The sequence below is a fragment of the Achromobacter sp. NPDC058515 genome (assembly GCF_042721735.1).
Taxonomy (GTDB): Bacteria; Pseudomonadota; Gammaproteobacteria; order Burkholderiales; family Burkholderiaceae_B; genus Achromobacter.
Map to the genome: position 1 here is coordinate 525,378 of NZ_JBHXNI010000002.1, position 17,718 is coordinate 543,095.

Below are 17,718 nucleotides of genomic sequence, written 5' to 3' on the forward strand. Positions count from 1 at the left end.
CAGCTATGGCGGATACTCAATACGGCACGCATCGGCGGCCGGGCTTTTCGGCGGAACACGATCAGTTCCGCAGCACCATCTCGCGCTTCATCCAGGAAGAGATCGCCCCACGGCACGCCCAATGGGAAACCGAGGGCCACGTTCCCCGCGAACTGTGGCGCCAGGCGGGCCGGGTCGGCATGCTGCTGACGAACATTCCCGATGAGTACGGCGGCGCGGGAGGCGACTTTCTCCATACCGTGGTCGTGCTGGAAGAAATAGCCGCCTCCTTGTCCAGCGGCATTACCGGCTTTACGACGCATTCGGACATCGTGGCCCCGTACCTGCTCAATTTCGGCACCGAGGCCCAGAAGCGCGCCTTCCTGCCGGGCATGGCGCAGGGGGACATCGTGGGCGCCATCGCCATGACCGAACCCGGCGCCGGCAGCGACCTGAAGGCCATCCGCAGCACGGCGCAAAAGACGGCCCATGGCTACCTGCTCAATGGCCAGAAAACCTTCATCACCAACGGCCTGCACGCGGATCGCGTCCTGGTGGTGGCCAAGACCGACGCGGCGGCGCGCACGCGCGGCATCAGCCTGTTCTGGGTGGATGCCGCCACGCCGGGCTTCAAGCGCGGCCGCCTGCTGGACAAGGTAGGCCAGAAGGCGCAGGACACCTGCGAACTGTTCTTCGAGGACATGGAGGTGCCGGCCGATACGCTGCTGGGCGAACCCGGCCAGGGATACGGCTACCTGATGAAAGAACTGGTCAGGGAACGCCTGATGATTGCCGTGCGCTGCGCCGCCGCGCTGGAAGCCGCCCTGGACTGGACCATCGAATACACCAAGGAAAGGCGCGCCTTCGACAAGGCGCTGATCGACAACCAGCACATCCGGTTCAAGCTGGCCGACATCAAGGCGCTGGCCGCCGCCACCCGCGCCTTTGTCGACAGCTGCATCATGCGCTACATGGACGGCGCATTGGACGCGGCCGGCGCGGCGATGGCCAAGCTCTGGGCCAGCGAGGCCACGCGGGCCATCGACGACCTGCTGCAGTTCCACGGGGGCTACGGCTACATGCGCGAATACCCCATCGGCCGGGCCTATACCGACGTGCGGCCCAACCGCATCTACGGCGGGTCTTCGGAAATCATGCGCGAACTGATCGCCAGGTCGCTGTAGCCGGACAGCGATACCAACCAAGGACGGAAAGCACTCATGGGAAATCATTTATCTGGATCCGTCGCCATCGTTGGCGCGGCCGAATCGGACCTGGGCAAGGTGCCCGGCCTGAGCGCGCTGGAACTGCAGGGGCAAGCCGCCCGGCGGGCGCTGCTGGACGCCGGCTTGACCCTGCGCGACGTGGACGGGGTCTTCGCGCATACCGACGACCGCTTCTCGGCCCTGCAGGTCGCGGAGCACCTGGGCATCCGCCCGCGCTATGTGGATTCGACCAATGTGGGCGGCATGTCCAACGTGCTGCACATCCGCCATGCCATGGCCGCCATCCACGCCGGCATGTGCGACGTGGCGCTGATCACCTATGGCAGCACGCAGCTGTCGGATGGCTCGCGCAAGCTGGGCGCCGTCGCCGACGACCCGCGCAGTCCGCGCGGCCAGTTCATCGCCCCCTATGGGCAGCTGAGCCCCATCGGCTATTACGCCATGGTGGCCCGCCTGCACATGCACCGCTACGGCACCACGCCGCAGGCGCTGGCGGAAGTGGCGGTGGCGGCGCGCAAGTGGGCGATGCTCAACCCCAAGGCCTACAAGCGCGACCCGCTGTCCATCGACGATGTGCTGGCGTCGGCCTACATCGCCGAACCGCTGCGCCAGCGCGATTGCTGCCTGGTGACCGACGCGGGCGGCGCGCTGGTGGTGACCTCGGCCGCCCGCGCGCGCGACCTGGCGCGGCCGCCGGTGTATGTGCGCGGCATCGCCGAGAGCTTCGCGCACCACTACACGCCGTTCAACACCGCCGACTGGCTCGACACCCGCGTGGCCGAGACGGCGGACCAGGCGCTGGCCATGGCCGGCGTGTCGCGCGGCGACATCGACGTCGTGCAGATCTATGACCACTTCACCATCGGCGTCATCCAGTCGCTGGAAGAGCTGGGCTTCTGCAAGCGCGGCGAGGGCAAGGATTTCGTCGCGGGCGGGCGGCTGGCGCCGGGCGGCGGCTTTCCCATCAACACCTCGGGCGGCGGGCTGTCCTACAACCACCCCGGCATGTTCGGCATGCTGCTGGTGATCGAAGCCGTCAAGCAGCTGCGCGGCGAATGCGGCGAACGCCAACTGCCCGATCCGAAGCTGGCCATGGTGCACGCGCCGGGGCTGGTGTTTTCCGCCAATACCACCATGATTCTTGGAGTGTCAGCATGACGTCCGGACAACGCCCGCTTCCACAGCCCACCGACATCACCCGCCCCTATTGGGACGCCGCCGCCGAGCACAAACTCGCGATCCAGGAATGCCAGGCTTGCGGCGCGCGCCAGTTCTACCCGCGCGAATTCTGCATCGCCTGCCTGTCCGGGCAACTGCGCTGGCTGCCCTGCAGCGGCAAAGGCACGATCTACACATTCACGGTGAATCACCGCGCCGCCAACAGCTACATGAAAGAACGCCTGCCGTATGTGGTGGCGGCCATCGACCTGGATGAAGGCACCCGGATGCTGGCCAACATCCTGGACGCGCCGGCCGACGCCCTGCGGATCGGCGCGCGCGTGCAGGTGGTGTTCGAGGACCTGCCGGACGGCATGGCGCTGCCGCAGTTCCGTATCGACGGGTAGCCCCTGCCGGGCGGCGCATTCAATCCAGCCGCGTCCGGGTTGTCAAGCCGCTGGCCTTGTCCCACTGCTCGGGGGTCAGTTCCTGGATGGTCACGCCGAAAGTCCAGATATGGCCTTCCGGGTCTTTCGCGCGATAGGTCCGGTCGCCGTAGAACTGGGTCTGCGGCTCCTGCAGGATCGTCGCGCCGGCCGCCCGCGCATGCGCGCAGTGCGCATCGAGGTCGTCGCCTTGCGCAAGCTGCACATGGATGGACTGGGTGTTCTTGCCGCCGACGGAGCGCGGACTCTTGTGGTCGTCGCTCCACTCGCTGCCTATCATGACGACGGCGTTGCCATACGACATTTCGGAGTGGACAAGATTGCCGTCGCCATCAAGCATGGCGAACATCGGCTCGAATCCGAATGCGGTTTCGAGCCAGCGGTAGGCGGCCTTCGGGTCCAGGTAGGACACTGCGCTTGAAAGGCCTTTGCTGCGGTATGCGTCGCTCATTCCGGTTCTCCTTGGTAAAACAGGCGCCGGACTGCCTTCCGGAAGACTGGAATGCAGTCCGACGCCTCAATTTACACCTTGGTCCGGCAGGTCAGGAGGCGCGCGCCGTCAGCCATTCCGAGGGCTGCAGGGGCTTGCCCACGACGCGGATCTCGCCCAGCGCGCCCAGGAAGCCGCCGCTGGGATCGCCGCCGTCCCAGTAGCCCGCGCCCACCGTCCACGGCAGGCCCAGCGTGGCCAGGCCCACGCCGTCCACCGCGTTGCGCAGCACCGGCGCCCCCTCCACGTACATCGTGGTTTCGCGCGTCGCGGGGTCGTTGACCACCGCCACGTGCAGCCACGTGTCCACCAGGATCTCGCCCGACCAGTTGGTGCGCGCGGTGACGGGCGTAACCGACGAGGGCACCACTTCCCACTGCACTTCGCGCAGATTCGAAATGGCGAACTGCAGCGGCGGCGATTGCGGCAGGCTGGCGGCCCATCCCGGCAGATTGCCGCGGCGCCCGGCGCGCGTCATGATGTTCATCCAGGCATTGGCGGCCGCCGTCCAGTCGCCGGCGATCTTGATGAAGGCCTCCACCGTGTAGCCTCCGGTGAAGGTTTCGGCGTTCAGCGTCGCCGCGACGTCGGTCAGGAAATAGCTCAGGCGCGGCCCGGCGGTATTGCGGAACGTGACGCTGCCGGGCGCGGCCGACAGGCGGTGGCGGTCGGCGCTCCAGACCAGGTCGCCTTCCTGGGCGGTGTTGCCCGCCGGCGCGTTCAGCGGCGCGCGGGTCAGCGGATTGTTGTTGCCGGACTTGTCGGCGACCACCGCGCCCTGCGCGACCGCCGTGCCCGCGGCGCCGCCCACGAAGCGCCAGTGCGCCAGCGTGCCCGCGGCGTGCGCATAGTCCTCATCGTTGGCGGGCGCCGCCTTCTCGGGCGGCTTCACGTCGGCAAAGCCGTTCAGCGCCAAGGCCAGCGCGGCCTCCGACACGCTGCCTTCGCGCGAGCCGGGGCCCGCCTTGAAGTTCGGGTTGAACGCGGCAAAGCGCTTGGCGAAGTCCATCTCGATCACGAACTGGTTGTTCGCGTCGGTCAGCACCGCCTGGTCGAATTCGTTGACCGCGTTCTTGGGCTTCTGCGGCACCCAGGGCGAGAACGAGGACGCGACGATGCGGTTGTTGCTGAGGTCGAATTCATAGAAGCGCAGCAGGCCGTTGCCGCCCTGGTACGCCATCTGGTAGTCCACCACCATTTCCTCGACCGCGTGGCCGAAGTCGTTGATCTTGGTAAGGTGCGCGGCGCCATGGTGGTGGCCGTTGACGGTCATGAAGATCTGGTCGTTGCCGCGGATCAGCTTGTCCCACAGCATCAGGCCGTAGTCCACTTCCAGCGGGCTCACGCCGTCGTTGGCGATGGCCAGCAGCTGGTGGTTGACCAGGATGGCCGGCAAGGAGGAATGCGTCTGCAGGACCTGCCTGGCCCACGCCAGGCCCGCGTCCGACACCCGCCACGACAGCGACAGCACCAGGAACTTCTGGCCTTCCGCCTCGAACACGTGGTACTCGTGAAAGCCGCTGGCGTCGCGGCCGCCGAAGGTGGCCTGCGCGCTGGCGCGGTCCTTGCCGAACCACTTCAGATAGGGCTCGGCGGCCAGGTCGCGGGTGGCGTCCGTGCCGTTGACCGGGTCGGACTCGAAACCGATGTCCTGCAGCACGTCATGATTGCCCGCCAGGATCGAGTACGGCACGCCCGCCGCTTCCAGCCGCTTCATGGCGGCGTCGGCCACTTCCCATTGCTGGGGCTTGGACACCTGGTCCACCACGTCGCCCACATGAATGACGAACGGCACGTTCAGCGCCTTGGCCGAGCGCGCGATCCAGTCGGTCTGCGCCATGAACGGCTCGCTGCCGAACAGCTTGGCGAACTGGTTGCCCGTTTCGGCCGTGGCGTAGCGCGCGTAGAACTGCGTATCGGGCAGCACCACCAGGCCAAAGCTGGACAGGAGCTTCGCCGCGGGCGGCGGTTCGGTCCCGCCTTCGTCGCCGCCGCCGGGGCTGGGCGCCGCGTCGTCGTCATCGTCGTCGCCGCCGCAGGCCGCCAGCAGCGAGGTCAGGCCGGCGGGCAGCGCCCACGTGCCCACGCCCGCCTTGATGAGGGAACGCCGCCGCGTGTTCACGCCGTCCTGCTGCAAGCCGTCCTCGGCGTCCTGGCCGATTCCGTTCTCTTTCTGGTCTGAAGACACTCTGCACTCCGTGATTCGAGAGAAGTCCCGGGCGCGCGCCGGTCCCCCCTGGACCGGACGATGCGATGCCGCGCGGCATCCACGCCCGAAGCCGCCACTCTAGGCAGGCAATGCAACAGGGGCGTGACCCGCGGGTGACGAGTACGTGAAAGGTCTTCGTTTACGTGGGACGAGGCTTCAGCCGCCGGGCCGGTGCAGGGCCAGCACCTCGTGCAGGGATTGCGCGGCGCCCTGCAGCACGGGAACGGCGCGCAAGAGGTCGTCCAGCATGACGCGCGCCGTGGGCGCATGGCAGGCCACCGCCGCCACCACCCGGTCCTCGCCGTCGCGGACCGGCACGGCCACCGCGCTCATTCCGCGCACGAATTCCTCGTTGTCGATGCCGATGCCGCGCACGGCCAGGCGCTCCAGCTCGGCTTCGAGCTTCGCCGGATCGGTCAGCGTGCGCGGCGTGTTGCGCGTGAGCGGCAGGCGCGCCAGCACGCGGCTGCGCTCCAGGCGGTTCATCGACGCGAGGAACAGCTTGCCGCTGGCGGTGCAATGCATGGGCACGTGGCTGCCCACGGCAAAGAAGAGGCGCAGCGGCTCCGAGGTCTCGACGCGTTCCATGTAGACCACCTGGTCGCCGTCGGGCGCGGTCAGGTTGCAGGTTTCGCCCAAGGCGCCGACCAGCTTCGTCAGCACCGCGCGGCAGGCCCGCGTGAAGGCGGAAGCGCGCAAGGTGGCCAGCGCGAGCGACGTGGCTTGCGGCCCCGGCACATAGCCGTTCTCGGTGGGCGTGGCCGCCACGAAACCGGCGCGCTGCATCGCCGCCAGGAGGCGCATCAAGGTGGTCTTGGGCATGTCGAGCCGCTGCGCAAGCTGCGCCAGCGTGGCCGGGTGCTGGGCGCGCGCCAGGTGGTCCAGCACCACCAGGGCGCGCAGGGAGCGGGAGGCCTCCTGCTGGTGGCTGGCGGAATCGTCGGCGGGGTTTTCGGGGGCCTGCGCCGATGCTGCACTGCGATTTTGAAACCGAAGTCGCATGTTCTGTTCCATTTTTCCGCCCTCGCGCTTGTTGTGCTTTGCTGTGCGCGCCCGCTTCCTAGAATCGCCACAGATGCCGGCCTGGTCCGCGTTGCAATGCAGGGACCGCCGGCGCAGGCCCAGTATATATAAGGGAGACCGCGCGGAAATGTCCGAGACCGTGGATTACATCGTGGTGGGCGCCGGCTCAGCCGGGTGCGTGATGGCCAACCGGCTGAGCGCGGACGGCGCGCACTCGGTCTGCCTGCTGGAGGCCGGCCCCAAGGATCGTTACCCGTGGATACACATCCCCATCGGCTACGGCAAGACGATGTTCCACAAGGTCGTGAACTGGGGCTACTACACGGACCCCGATCCCAACATGCTGGGGCGCCGCATCTACTGGCCGCGCGGCCGCACGCTGGGCGGCTCCAGCTCCATCAACGGCCTGATCTACATCCGCGGCCAGCGCGCCGACTACGACGCCTGGGCTGACGCGGGCAACCCCGGCTGGAGCTGGGACGACTGCCTGCCCTACTTCCGCAAGCTGGAAAACAATGACCTGGGGCCCGGCCCCACCCGCGGCACCTCGGGCCCGCTCAACGCCACCTCCATCAGGACGCCGCACCCGCTGGTCGAAGCGCTGATCGCCGCCGCCGGAACACTCGGCGTTCCCCGCGTGCAGGACTTCAACACCGGCGACCAGGAAGGCGTGGGCTACTACCAGCTCACCACGCGCAACGGCCGCCGCTGCTCGACCGCCGTGGCCTATCTGCGCCCCGCGCAAGACCGCGCCAACCTGCGCGTGGAAACGGACGCGCATGCCATGGCCGTGCTGTTCGAAGGCAGCCGCGCCTGCGGCGTGCGCTACCGGCAGGACGGCCAGGTGCGCACGCTGCGCGCGCGGCGCGAGGTCGTGCTGTGCGCGGGTGCCCTGCAGTCGCCGCAGCTGCTGCAGCTGTCCGGCGTCGGCCCGGCCGCCTTGCTGCGCGAGTTCGGCATCGGCGTCGTGCGCGACCTGCCCGGCGTGGGCGAGAACCTGCAGGACCACCTGCAGATCCGCCTGATCTACGAGACCACCCGCCCCATCACCACCAACGACCAGCTGCGCACGCTGGCCGGACGCGCGCGCATGGGGCTGCAATGGCTGCTGTTTCGCAGCGGTCCGCTGGCCGTGGGCATCAACCAGGGCGGCCTGTTCTGCCGGGTCGATCCGGCCAGCCGCAGGCCCGACACCCAGTTCCATTTCGCCACCCTGTCGGCTGACATGGCCGGCGGCAAGGTGCATCCGTTTTCCGGCTGCACCTACTCGGTGTGCCAGCTGCGCCCGTCCTCGCGCGGCCGCGTGCGTCTGCGCAGCGCCGATCCGTTCGAGGCGCCGTCCATGCTGCCGAACTACCTGTCCACCGAGCTGGACCGCCGCATGGCGGTGGCCGCGGTGAAGTACGCGCGCCAGGTCGCCGCGACCGAGCCGCTGGCCGGCCTGATGAAGCGCGAGTTCCGGCCCGGCGCCGACGTGCGCACGGACGACGAGATCCTGCACTTCTGCCGCGAGTACGGCGCCACCATCTTCCATCCTTCCGGCACCGCCAGGATGGGGCCGCGCGGCGATCCGATGGCCGTCGTGGACGAGCGCCTGCGGGTGCATGGCGTCTGCGGCCTGCGGGTGGTGGATTGCTCGATCATGCCCACGCTCGTGTCCGGCAACACCAATGCCCCGGTGGTGATGCTGGCCGAGCGCGCGGCCGAATTCATGCTGCAGGACCTCAGGCGAGCGCCTGCGCAGACGCTGCGGACGACGCCCCGGATGGAAATGACGGACCCCGGATAGACGTTTACGGATAGCGCAAAGAAACGGCGCAGGACAACGCAGATTGCCCGGCCGCCCCACCAAAGGAGACTAGACATGGCCAAGCAAAACGAAGCCGCGGTACGCAAAGTCGTCACCGCGTCGCTGATCGGCGCCACCATCGAGTGGTACGACTTTTTCCTGTACGGCGTCGTCGCGGGCATCGTGTTCAACAAGCTGTACTTTCCCACCGGAGACCCGCTGGTCTCCACCATGCTGGCCTACACCACGTTCGCGGTCGGCTTCGTGACCCGGCCGCTGGGCGGGCTGATCTTCGGCCACTTCGGCGACCGCATCGGCAGAAAGAGCATGCTGGTGATGACGCTGATGATCATGGGGGTGGCGACCTTCCTTATCGGCCTGGTGCCCACCTACGACAGCATCGGGATCTGGGCGCCCATTCTGCTGCTCTTGCTGCGCGTGTTCCAGGGCATCGGCCTGGGCGGGGAATGGGGCGGCGCGGTGCTGATGGCCTATGAGTACGCGCCGGCGCACAAGAAAGGCTTCTATGCCTCGCTGCCGCAGATCGGGCTGGCGATCGGGCTGTGCCTGGCCTCGGGCACGGTGGCCCTCCTGTCCACGCTGCTGACGGATGAGCAGTTCATGGCCTGGGGCTGGCGCATCGCCTTCCTGGCCTCGGCCGCGATGGTGGCGGTGGGCATGTACATCCGCCTGAACATCAAGGAGACGCCGGAGTTCACGGCGGTCAAGGCGAACAACGCCGAAAGCCGCATCCCTTTCATGGACATGATGAAGCGCTACCCCGGCAATGTGCTCAAGGGCATGGGCGCGCGCTACATCGACGGGGTGTTCTTCAACGTGTTCGGCGTGTTTTCGATCTCGTTCCTGACGCAGACGGTGCAGATCACGCGGACCGAGGCGCTGATAGGCGTGATGGCCGCGGCGCTGGTGATGTGCTTTTTCATCCCGTTCTTCGGCCGCCTGTCCGACCGCATCGGCCGCACGCGCGTCTATTTCTGGGGATCGCTCATCACCGCCGCCGCATCGTTCCCGGGCTTCTGGCTGATGATCAACAGCGGCGGCAACGTCATGCTGATCTGGCTGTCCATCATCATCCCCTTCGGCATCCTCTACGCCGCCATCTACGGGCCCGAGGCCGCGCTGTTCTGCGAGCTGTTCGACGCCAAGGTCCGCTACACCGGCATCTCGTTCGTCTACCAGTTCTCGGGAATCTTCGCGTCCGGCATCACGCCCATCATCGCGACCGCGCTGCTCAAGACCGGCGGCGGCCAGCCTTGGCTCATCTGCCTGTACGTGCTGTTCGCGGGCGTGGTGTCGGCCTTCTGCGCCTGGCTGATCGGACGCGGCAGGCAGCCGGTGGAGCAGGACGGCGCGGCCCAGCCGGCCATGCCTCGCCCGGGGCTGCGCAAGGCATGAACCGGCCCGGCCGGCGGATCAATCCAGCGCGGCCTGGGCGGGCCGCGCCGCCGGCCAGCCCCCGCCCAGCGCCTTGAACAAGGCCGCCAGCGCCGCCTGGCGCTGGGTGCTGACGTCGATATAGGCGAGCTGGTCCGTGTACGCGCTGCGCTGCGCGTCCAGGTAGCGCAGGTGGCTGTCCACGCCGCCGCGGTAGCGCGCTTCGGACAGGCGCATGGCCTCCTGGCTGGACTGCGCCAGCGCGCGGCGCGAGGCCTCTTCGCGGCGCAGGGTGTCGGTCGCAGCCAGCGCGTCGGACACTTCCTTGAACGCCGTCTGGATTGTCTTTTCGTACTGCGCCACGGCGATGTCCTTGCGCACGGCGGCCAGGTCCAGGTTGGCGACATTGCGCCCGCCGGCGAAGATCGGCAGCGTGATCTGCGGCATGAACGACCAGGCGCGCTGGCCGGAATCGAACAGGCCGGACAGGTCCGCGCTGGAGCTGCCGTACAGGCCGGTCAGCGAAATGCTGGGAAAGAACGCCGCCCGCGCCGCGCCGATGCTGGCGTTGCGCGATTGCAGCTGATGTTCGGCGGCCAGGATGTCCGGCCGGCGCTCCAGCAGTTCGGACGGCGCGCCCGCCGCGATCTCCTGCACCAGCAGCGGCGCCTCGGCCAGCCGCTGCGGCAGGTACGGCGACAGGTCGCTGATCCCCACCAGGAGGCCCAGCGCATTGCCGGCCTGCCGGACCTCGCGGTCCATGCGCTCCAGTTCCGCGCGCGCCTGCTCGGTCAGCCCCAGGGCTTCCTGGTAGTCCAGCGCGGTGGCCGTGCCCGCCTGGCGCCGCTTGACGATCAGCTCCAGCGAGGCCTCGCGGCTGGCCAGGGTCTGGCGCGTGACCAGCAGGCGGCGCTGCGCGCTGTCGCGCGCCAGATAGGCCTGGATCACTTCGGCCACCAGGCTGATCTGCGCGCCGCGCGCCGTGGCCTCGGTCGCCAGGTACTCCTGCAGCGCCGCGTCCGACAGGCTGCGCACCCGCCCGAACAGGTCGATCTCGAACGAGGTCAGCCCCACTCCCGCCTGATAGCTGCTTTGCACGCCGGCGCTGCCCGTGCTGCTCAAGTCGCCCGGCACCCGCTGGCGCGTGCCGCTGCCCTGCGCGTTGATGCCCGGCACCCGGTCCGCGCGCTCGATGCGGTACTGCGCCCGGGCCGCTTCGATGTTCAGCAGCGCCTGCCGCAGGTCGCGGTTGTTCTCCAGCGCCAGTTCCACCAGCTTGCGCAAGGCGTCGTCGGTGACGAAGGATTGCCAGTCCAGCGACGCCGCGGTGGACGGCTGGGAGGCGGCGCCGGCGGCGGCCTGGCTCCAGTGGTCCCCCACGGGCGAGGCCGGACGTTCATAGGTGGGCGCCAGCGAGCACCCGGCCAGCGCCGCGCTCAGGGCCAGCGCGGAGAGCCGCAAGGGAAAGAAAGTCTGCATCATGAATATCACTCCTCGGCCGTGCGCGGCGCGGCGGCGGACGCGGGCGAGGACTTGCCCCGTTTGCGCGACACCAGCGACAGCACCCACACGAAGAAGACAGGTACGAAGATCACGCCCAGCAGCGTGGCGGTCAGCATGCCGCCGATCACGCCCACGCCGAGCGCGCGCTGGCTGGCCGCGCCCGCGCCCGTGGCCAGCGCCAGCGGCACCACGCCCAGGATGAACGCCAGCGACGTCATCACGATGGGGCGGAACCGCAGCTTGGCGGCCTGGATGGCGGCGTCGGCCAGGGTATGGCCCTGCTCGCGCAGGCTCTTGGCGAACTCCACGATCAGGATGGCGTTCTTGGCCGCCAGGCCGATGATGGTGATCAGGCCCACCTTGAAGTACACGTCGTTGGACATGCCCAGCAGCGTCACCGCCAGCACCGAGCCCAGCGCGCCGATCGGCACGATCAGCATGACGGACGCGGGAATGGCCCAGCTTTCGTACAGTGCGACCATCAGCAGGAACACCACCAGGAAGGCCAGCGCGAACAGCATGGGCGCCTGCGCGCCGGCGAACTTCTCCTGGTAGGACAGGCCCGTCCACTCATAGCCTATGCCATCGGGCAGCTCGGACACGATGCGCTCGATCTCCGCCATCGCCTCGCCGGTGCTGTGCCCCGGCATGGCGTCGCCCGCGATCTTGAAGGCGGGGTAGCCGTTGTAGCGCGAGATCTGCACCGGCCCGGTCTCCCAGTCCGTCTTCACGAATGCGCTCAGGGGCACCATGCCGCCCGACTTGTTCGGCACGTTCAGCAGCAGGATGCTCTCGGGCGTCATGCGGTCGCGCACGTCGGCCTGCACCACCACGCGCTGCAGGCGTCCGGCGTTGGCAAAGTCGTTGACCGTGGCCGAGCCATAAGCCGAGGAGATCGCCGTGCTGATCACGTCGAACCCCACGCCCAGCGCCTCGGCCTTCTGGCGGTCGATGTCCAGCCGCAGCTGCGGCGCGTCCGCCAGGCCTTCCATCATGGCGTAGGCGATCGCGGGCGAGCTGTTGGCCTTGGCCAGCAACTGGTCGCGCGCTTCGGTCAGCGCGGCGCGGCCCAGGCCGCCCCGGTCCTGCAGCCGCAAGGCGAAGCCGCCCGAATTGCCCAGGCCATCGATAGGCGGCGGGTTGACGGCCATGATGCCGCCGTCGTCGATCACCGCGAAGCGCTCGTTCACGCTGTTGGCCACGTCGGCGGCGGACTGGCCCCTGCCGCGCTCGGACCAGTCCTTGAGCGTCGGGAACGCGATGCCCGCGTTCTGGCCGGTGCCGGAAAAGCTGAAGCCCATGACCGTGAAGGCGTCGCCCATGGCGTCCAGCGACATCAGGTGCTGCTCCACGTCGGCCACGACCTTGTCCGTGCGCGTATGCGTCGCGCCCGGCGGCAGCTGCACGTCGACGATGACATAGCCCTGGTCTTCCGGCGGCACGAAGGATTCCGGCACGCGCACATACAGCACGCCCAGCACCGCGACGATAGCCACGTAGATCACCATGTAGCGGCCGGTGCGCTTGACCAGCCGCGAGTTCAGCGCCTCGAAGCGTCCCGTCAGCCGGTTGAACATGCGGTTGAACCCGCCGAAAAAGCCCTTCTTTTCCTCATGGTGGCCCTTGGGGATGGGCTTGAGGAAGGTCGCGCACAAGGCCGGCGTGAACGTCAGCGCCAGAAAGCCCGAGAACAGGATGGACACGGCCAGCGACAGCGAGAACTGCTGGTAGATCACGCCCACCGAGCCGCTCATGAAGGCCAGCGGCAGGAACACCGCCGACAGCACCAGCGTGATGCCGACGATGGCGCCGGACACCTGCTCCATCGCCTTGACCGTGGCCTCGCGCGGCGACAGCCCTTCCTCGGCCATGATGCGCTCCACGTTCTCGACCACCACGATGGCGTCGTCCACCAGGATGCCGATGGCCAGCACCATGCCGAACATCGTCATCATGTTGACCGAGAAGCCCAGCACCGACATCACGGCGAAGGTGCCCAAGAGGCACACCGGCACCACGATGGTCGGGATCAGCGTGTAGCGGAAGTTCTGCAGGAACAGGAACATCACCAGGAAGACCAGCACCATGGCTTCCAGCAGCGTGTGCACCACCTTCGTGATCGCCACGCTGACGAACTGCGAGGTATCGAACGGCACCGAGAACGCCACGTCCTCGGGGAAGGACGCGGACAGCTCCTGCAGGCGCGCCTTGACGGCCTTGACCGTGTCGATCGCGTTCGCGCCCGGCGCAAGCTGCACCGCCGCGCCCACCGCCTTCTTGCCGTTCAGGCGGGTCTCGAAGTCGTAGCTCTGGCGGCCCACTTCCAGCCGCGCCACGTCGGCAAGGCGCACGGACGAGCCGTCGGCATTGGCGCGCAGCACGATCCTGCCGAATTCCTCGGGGTTGTCCAGCGTGCCCTTCACGGCCAGCGTCGCGGTCAGTTCCTGTTCGGGCGAACCCGGACGGCTGCCGAAGCTGCCGGCCGGCACCTGCACGTTCTGCGCGGCGATGGCCGCGTTGACGTCGGCCACCGACAGGCCCAGGCCCAGCAGCTTCTGCGGGTCGATCCAGACGCGCATCGCCGCTTCGGCGCCGAAGAACTGCACCTTGCCCACGCCGTTGACCCGGCGGATCTCGTTGTTGATGTGGCGGGCGGCGTAGTCGGACAGGCCCACCACGTCCTTGTGCGCGTCCTCGCCCTTATAGGTCAGGGCGTAGATCATCAGGAAGTTGGAGCTGGCCTGTTCCACCTGCAGGCCTTGCTGCGTCACGGCCGTGGGCAGGCGGGCTTCCGCTTTCTTGATGCGGTTCTGCACGTCCACCTGCGCCAGGTCCGGGTCCATGCCCGGCTGGAAGGTGACGGTGATTTCGGCGCTGCCGCTGGAGCTGCTGGACGACTCGTAGTACAGCATGTTCTTGGCGCCGTTCAGCTCCTCCTCGATGACGCTGGTGACCGAATCGACCAGCACCGTCGCGGACGCGCCCGGATAGGTGGCGGCGATCGTCACCTGGGGCGGCGCCACCACCGGAAACTGCGACACCGGCAGCGACGGAATCGCCAAGAGGCCGGCCAGCGAGATGAAGATGGCCACCACCCAGGCAAAATTGGGGCGGCCAATGAAAAACTTGGACATGTTCTATCCTCGGGAATGCGCGCGGCGCGTCTTGGGCCGCTCAGTTCGCGGCATGGGCTGCGGCATCGCTGGCGGAGGCGACCTTCGCCTGGGATACGGGAGTCGCGCTGACTTTCTGGCCGGGCACGGCGGCGTTGACGCCGCCGACAATGACCCGGTCTCCGGGGGCCAGGCCCTCGGTGATGTGCCAGTCGCCCCCGCGCATCGTGCCGGTCTGCACCGCGCGCGTTTCCACTACGTCGTCCTGGCCCACCAGCAGCACCTGCGGCTTGCCATCGGTGCTGCGCGTGACGGCGCGCTGGGGCACGAGGATTGCCGCGGGGTCCACGCCCTGCCGCGTCTGCACGCGCACATACATGCCGGGCAGCAGCAGCACGTCCGGATTGGCGAACTCGCCGCGCAGGGCCACCTGACCGGTGGTCCGGTCCACGGCGATGTCCGAGAACAGCAGGCGGCCTTCGCGCTTCTGGTCGGTGCCGTCGATGGTGATGGAGATGTTCGCGCCCTCGCCCGCGCCCAGGCTGCCGTCCTGCATGGCGCTGCGCATGCGCAGCATGTCGCCCACCGGCTGGTTGAAGTCCACGTAGATCGGATCCAGCTGCTGGATCTTCGCCATCACGGTGGCTTCGTTCTGGCCGACGAGCGCGCCTTCGGTCACCTGCGCGCGGCCGATGCGGCCGGATATCGGCGCCTTGACGGTGGCGTAGTCCAGGTTCAGCTGCGCGGTTTCCACATCGGCCTGGGCCGAGCGGCGGGCCGCCTGCGCGCTCTTGAGCGTGGTGTTGGCGGTATCGAAGTCCTGCTGGCTGACGGCTTCGATCTTGACCAGGGGCGCATAGCGCCGGACGATGGCCTGCGCGTCGGACACGGCGGCATCCGCCTTGGCCAGTTCGCCCTGCGCGCGCGACAAGGCCGTCTTGAAGGGCGCCGGGTCGATGCGGAACAGCACGTCGCCCGCCTTCACGTCCGCGCCCTCTTCGAAGTTGCGGCTGAGCACGATGCCCGCCACACGGGCGCGCACCTCGGCCACGCGCATGGGCTCGACCCGTCCCGGCAGCGCGCTGGACAGCGTGAAGCGCTCGGGCTGCACCGCCAGCACCTGGACCGGCCGGGGCCCGGCAGCCTGGAGCTGCGCATCGTTGTCCCCGCCGCATCCCGCCAACAAAATCGCCGTCAGCAACACCGCCAGGGGCAGCCGCCTTTCTTTACTCAACATCATTCGATACCCCCGCCTGCGGCGATTTGAACTCAATAAGACGCCGATGGTACCTGAACGATTGTTTTGAATCAATATTGATTCATTTAAATCTCAGAATTCCATATTTGGAACTTACAAGTCTTTACTTGAAGATTTGGCGAAATTTTGTACAAGCTGAATCAGCCGTGATTCAATACCGCCCAAGGGAAGTTCAAACACACGAGGGGGGAAGCAATGTCTGACGATGCGGGGCACGAGCGGCTGTTGGTGGCTCTGGCGTTGGCGATGGTGGACCAGCCGCGGGCGACCTTGCAAGAACTGGCCAAGGCTGTCGGCGTCAGCAAGGCCACGCTGTACCGGTTCTGTAAGACGCGGGACCAGCTGGTCCTGCGCCTCATGACGCATTGCGCCCAGGTGATGAAGCAGGCGCTGGCGGACTCGCACCTGGAGACGGCGCCGCCGCGCAACGCCCTTCGCAGCCTGATCGAACAGCACCTGGCGCACAAGGAGCTGACGGCTTTCCTGATGTACAACTGGAAGCCCGACACCGAGCTGGAACCCGACATCATGAACAGCTGGTCGGGCTACCAGGAAACGCTGGACGCCTTCTTCCTGCGCGGCCAGCGCGAAGGCGCCTTCCGCGTGGACATCACGGCGGCCGCGCTCAGCGAACTGCTGATCGCGGTGATCACCAGCATGGTGGATGCCGAGCGGCGCGGGCGCGTCGCCCGGCTGGGCATCGCCCTGGTGGCCGAGCAGATGATGCTGCACGGCATCGCGGCCGAGCCGGCCCGCGCGCCCGACTGACGAGGCCCGGGTTCAGGCAACCGCGACGGGGCGTCCGTAGAACGGATAGCTGGGGTCGTTGTAGCCGTGCGTCGACGCATGGCCCGGCGTCACCCAGCCGTCCACCACGGCTTCGTCCTCGGGCGTGATCGCCACGTCCAGCGCCGCGTAGTAGTCGTCCATCTGCGCCAGCGTGCGCGGGCCCGCGATGACGGCGGTGACGACGGGATTGGCCAGCACCCAGGCGGTGGCGAAATGGCCGGCCTGCACGCCGCGCGCGGCGCTGTGCTGCACCAGCTTCTGCGCGATCAGCAGGGATTCCTCGCGGAACTCGGTGGCCAGGATGCGGCGGTCCCCGCGTCCGGCGCGGGTATCCGCCGCCGGCGCCTGGCCAGGCTGGTACTTGCCGGTCAGCACGCCGCGCGCGATGGGGCTGTACGGCACCACGCCCAGGCCATAGTGCTTGCAGGCCGGCAGGATCTCGACCTCGGGCCCGCGGTTCAGCATGTTGTAGTACGGCTGGCACACGACCGGCTGGGGCACGCCCATCTTTTCGCACAGGCGCATCACTTCGGCGATGCGCCAGCCGCGGAAGTTCGACAGGCCGAAGCTGCGCAGCTTGCCCGCGCGGATCAGGTCCCCCAGCGCCCACAGCGCCTCTTCCAGGTTTTCTTCGTGGTAGTCGCGGTGCAGGTACAGGATGTCCATGAAATCCGTGTCCATGCGCGACAGGCTTTGCTCCACGCCGCGAATCAGCCACTGGCGCGAATAGTGAGCCAGGTTCGGGCCCTTTCCGACGGGGTTGCCGATCTTGCTGGCCAGCACCCAGTCGTGGCGCTGCCCTTTCAGCAGCTTGCCCACCACCTCTTCCGAACGGCCCTCGTTGTAGACGTCCGCGGTGTCGATGAAATTCAGGCCATGGTCCCGCGCCGAGGCGACGATGCGCGCGGCCTCCTCGTCGGGCGTCTGCTCTCCGAACATCATGGTGCCCAGGCATAGCGGCGATACCCGGAGGTTGCTGGTTCCCAGTCGGCGGTAATTCATGGCGTGATTCCCTCGTTGGCGGATGTTGAGGTCTGGATGTTACCCCCGCGCAGGGCGTCTGGCACCCCTGCGACACCGCGCAGGTGCGTGTAGGTGCGCGCAGGTGTCTGACACCCCCGAAACGCCGCCGCAAGCCGAAGCCCGTCTCTCACGGGTGTCAGACACCCATGCTTGCGAGACACCCGTAGGTGTCTGACACCCCCGAAACGCCACCGCAAGCTGAAGCCCGTCTCTCACGGGTGTCTGACACCCCCGAAACGCCGCCGCAAGCCGAAGCCCGTCTCTCACGGGTGTCAGACACCGATGCTTGCGAGACACCCGTAGGTGTCTGACACCCC

13 protein-coding genes are annotated in these 17,718 nt (G+C 67.9%); 6 read left to right on the forward strand and 7 right to left on the reverse strand.

Features of this window, described 5'->3' with window-relative positions:
• Positions 1 to 5 precede the first annotated feature (5 nt).
• The 3 genes from ACFWP0_RS05670 to ACFWP0_RS05680 are packed head-to-tail and all read left to right on the forward strand — an operon-like array spanning position 6 to position 2,770.
• Positions 6 to 1,163 (forward strand): acyl-CoA dehydrogenase family protein, encoded by a 1,158-nt coding sequence (locus tag ACFWP0_RS05670; RefSeq protein WP_377840330.1) that lies wholly within the window; start codon positions 6 to 8, stop codon positions 1,161 to 1,163.
• A gap of 36 nt (positions 1,164 to 1,199) precedes the next feature.
• The gene (locus tag ACFWP0_RS05675) at positions 1,200 to 2,363 is read left to right on the forward strand and encodes an acetyl-CoA acetyltransferase (protein ID WP_377840332.1); all 1,164 of its coding nucleotides are present in this window, start codon (positions 1,200 to 1,202) and stop codon (positions 2,361 to 2,363) included.
• The gene (locus ACFWP0_RS05680; protein ID WP_377840333.1) at positions 2,360 to 2,770 is read left to right on the forward strand and encodes a Zn-ribbon domain-containing OB-fold protein; all 411 of its coding nucleotides are present in this window, start codon (positions 2,360 to 2,362) and stop codon (positions 2,768 to 2,770) included. Before ACFWP0_RS05675 ends, ACFWP0_RS05680 begins: the two co-directional genes overlap by 4 nt.
• A gap of 19 nt (positions 2,771 to 2,789) precedes the next feature.
• On the opposite strand, the gene ACFWP0_RS05685 is transcribed toward ACFWP0_RS05680, so the two are convergent.
• From ACFWP0_RS05685 to ACFWP0_RS05695, 3 genes are all read right to left on the reverse strand, one after another.
• Positions 2,790 to 3,260, reverse strand: a complete 471-nt coding sequence (locus tag ACFWP0_RS05685) for a VOC family protein (protein WP_377840335.1) — start codon at positions 3,258 to 3,260, stop codon at positions 2,790 to 2,792.
• 91 nt (positions 3,261 to 3,351) lie between these two features.
• Positions 3,352 to 5,487: a LamG-like jellyroll fold domain-containing protein gene (locus ACFWP0_RS05690; RefSeq protein WP_377840337.1), complete on the reverse strand. Its 2,136-nt coding sequence runs from the start codon at positions 5,485 to 5,487 to the stop codon at positions 3,352 to 3,354.
• A gap of 177 nt (positions 5,488 to 5,664) precedes the next feature.
• Positions 5,665 to 6,522, reverse strand: a complete 858-nt coding sequence (locus ACFWP0_RS05695; protein WP_377840338.1) for an IclR family transcriptional regulator — start codon at positions 6,520 to 6,522, stop codon at positions 5,665 to 5,667.
• A gap of 136 nt (positions 6,523 to 6,658) precedes the next feature.
• Between ACFWP0_RS05695 and ACFWP0_RS05700 the strand changes: the two genes are divergently transcribed.
• Positions 6,659 to 8,320: a GMC family oxidoreductase gene (locus ACFWP0_RS05700; protein ID WP_377840340.1), complete on the forward strand. Its 1,662-nt coding sequence runs from the start codon at positions 6,659 to 6,661 to the stop codon at positions 8,318 to 8,320.
• 75 nt (positions 8,321 to 8,395) lie between these two features.
• Positions 8,396 to 9,736 (forward strand): MFS transporter, encoded by a 1,341-nt coding sequence (locus tag ACFWP0_RS05705; protein WP_377840342.1) that lies wholly within the window; start codon positions 8,396 to 8,398, stop codon positions 9,734 to 9,736.
• Between the two features lie 18 nt (positions 9,737 to 9,754).
• Here ACFWP0_RS05705 and ACFWP0_RS05710 read toward each other — a convergent pair whose 3' ends face one another.
• From ACFWP0_RS05710 to ACFWP0_RS05720, 3 genes are read right to left on the reverse strand one after another with little or no spacing between them, the layout of a single operon-like run.
• On the reverse strand, positions 9,755 to 11,197 hold the full coding sequence (locus ACFWP0_RS05710; protein ID WP_377840343.1) for an efflux transporter outer membrane subunit: 1,443 nt from the start codon (positions 11,195 to 11,197) through the stop codon (positions 9,755 to 9,757).
• A gap of 5 nt (positions 11,198 to 11,202) precedes the next feature.
• Positions 11,203 to 14,352 (reverse strand): multidrug efflux RND transporter permease subunit, encoded by a 3,150-nt coding sequence (locus ACFWP0_RS05715; protein ID WP_377840345.1) that lies wholly within the window; start codon positions 14,350 to 14,352, stop codon positions 11,203 to 11,205.
• A gap of 40 nt (positions 14,353 to 14,392) precedes the next feature.
• Positions 14,393 to 15,571, reverse strand: a complete 1,179-nt coding sequence (locus ACFWP0_RS05720) for an efflux RND transporter periplasmic adaptor subunit (RefSeq protein ID WP_377840346.1) — start codon at positions 15,569 to 15,571, stop codon at positions 14,393 to 14,395.
• A gap of 213 nt (positions 15,572 to 15,784) precedes the next feature.
• On the opposite strand from ACFWP0_RS05720, the gene ACFWP0_RS05725 reads away from it, so the two are divergent.
• Positions 15,785 to 16,357 carry a TetR/AcrR family transcriptional regulator gene (locus ACFWP0_RS05725; RefSeq protein WP_377840348.1) on the forward strand — a complete coding sequence of 191 codons (573 nt, stop codon included), beginning with the start codon at positions 15,785 to 15,787 and terminating at the stop codon, positions 16,355 to 16,357.
• 12 nt (positions 16,358 to 16,369) lie between these two features.
• On the opposite strand, the gene ACFWP0_RS05730 is transcribed toward ACFWP0_RS05725, so the two are convergent.
• Positions 16,370 to 17,380 (reverse strand): aldo/keto reductase, encoded by a 1,011-nt coding sequence (locus tag ACFWP0_RS05730; RefSeq protein WP_377840349.1) that lies wholly within the window; start codon positions 17,378 to 17,380, stop codon positions 16,370 to 16,372.
• Positions 17,381 to 17,718 lie beyond the last annotated feature (338 nt).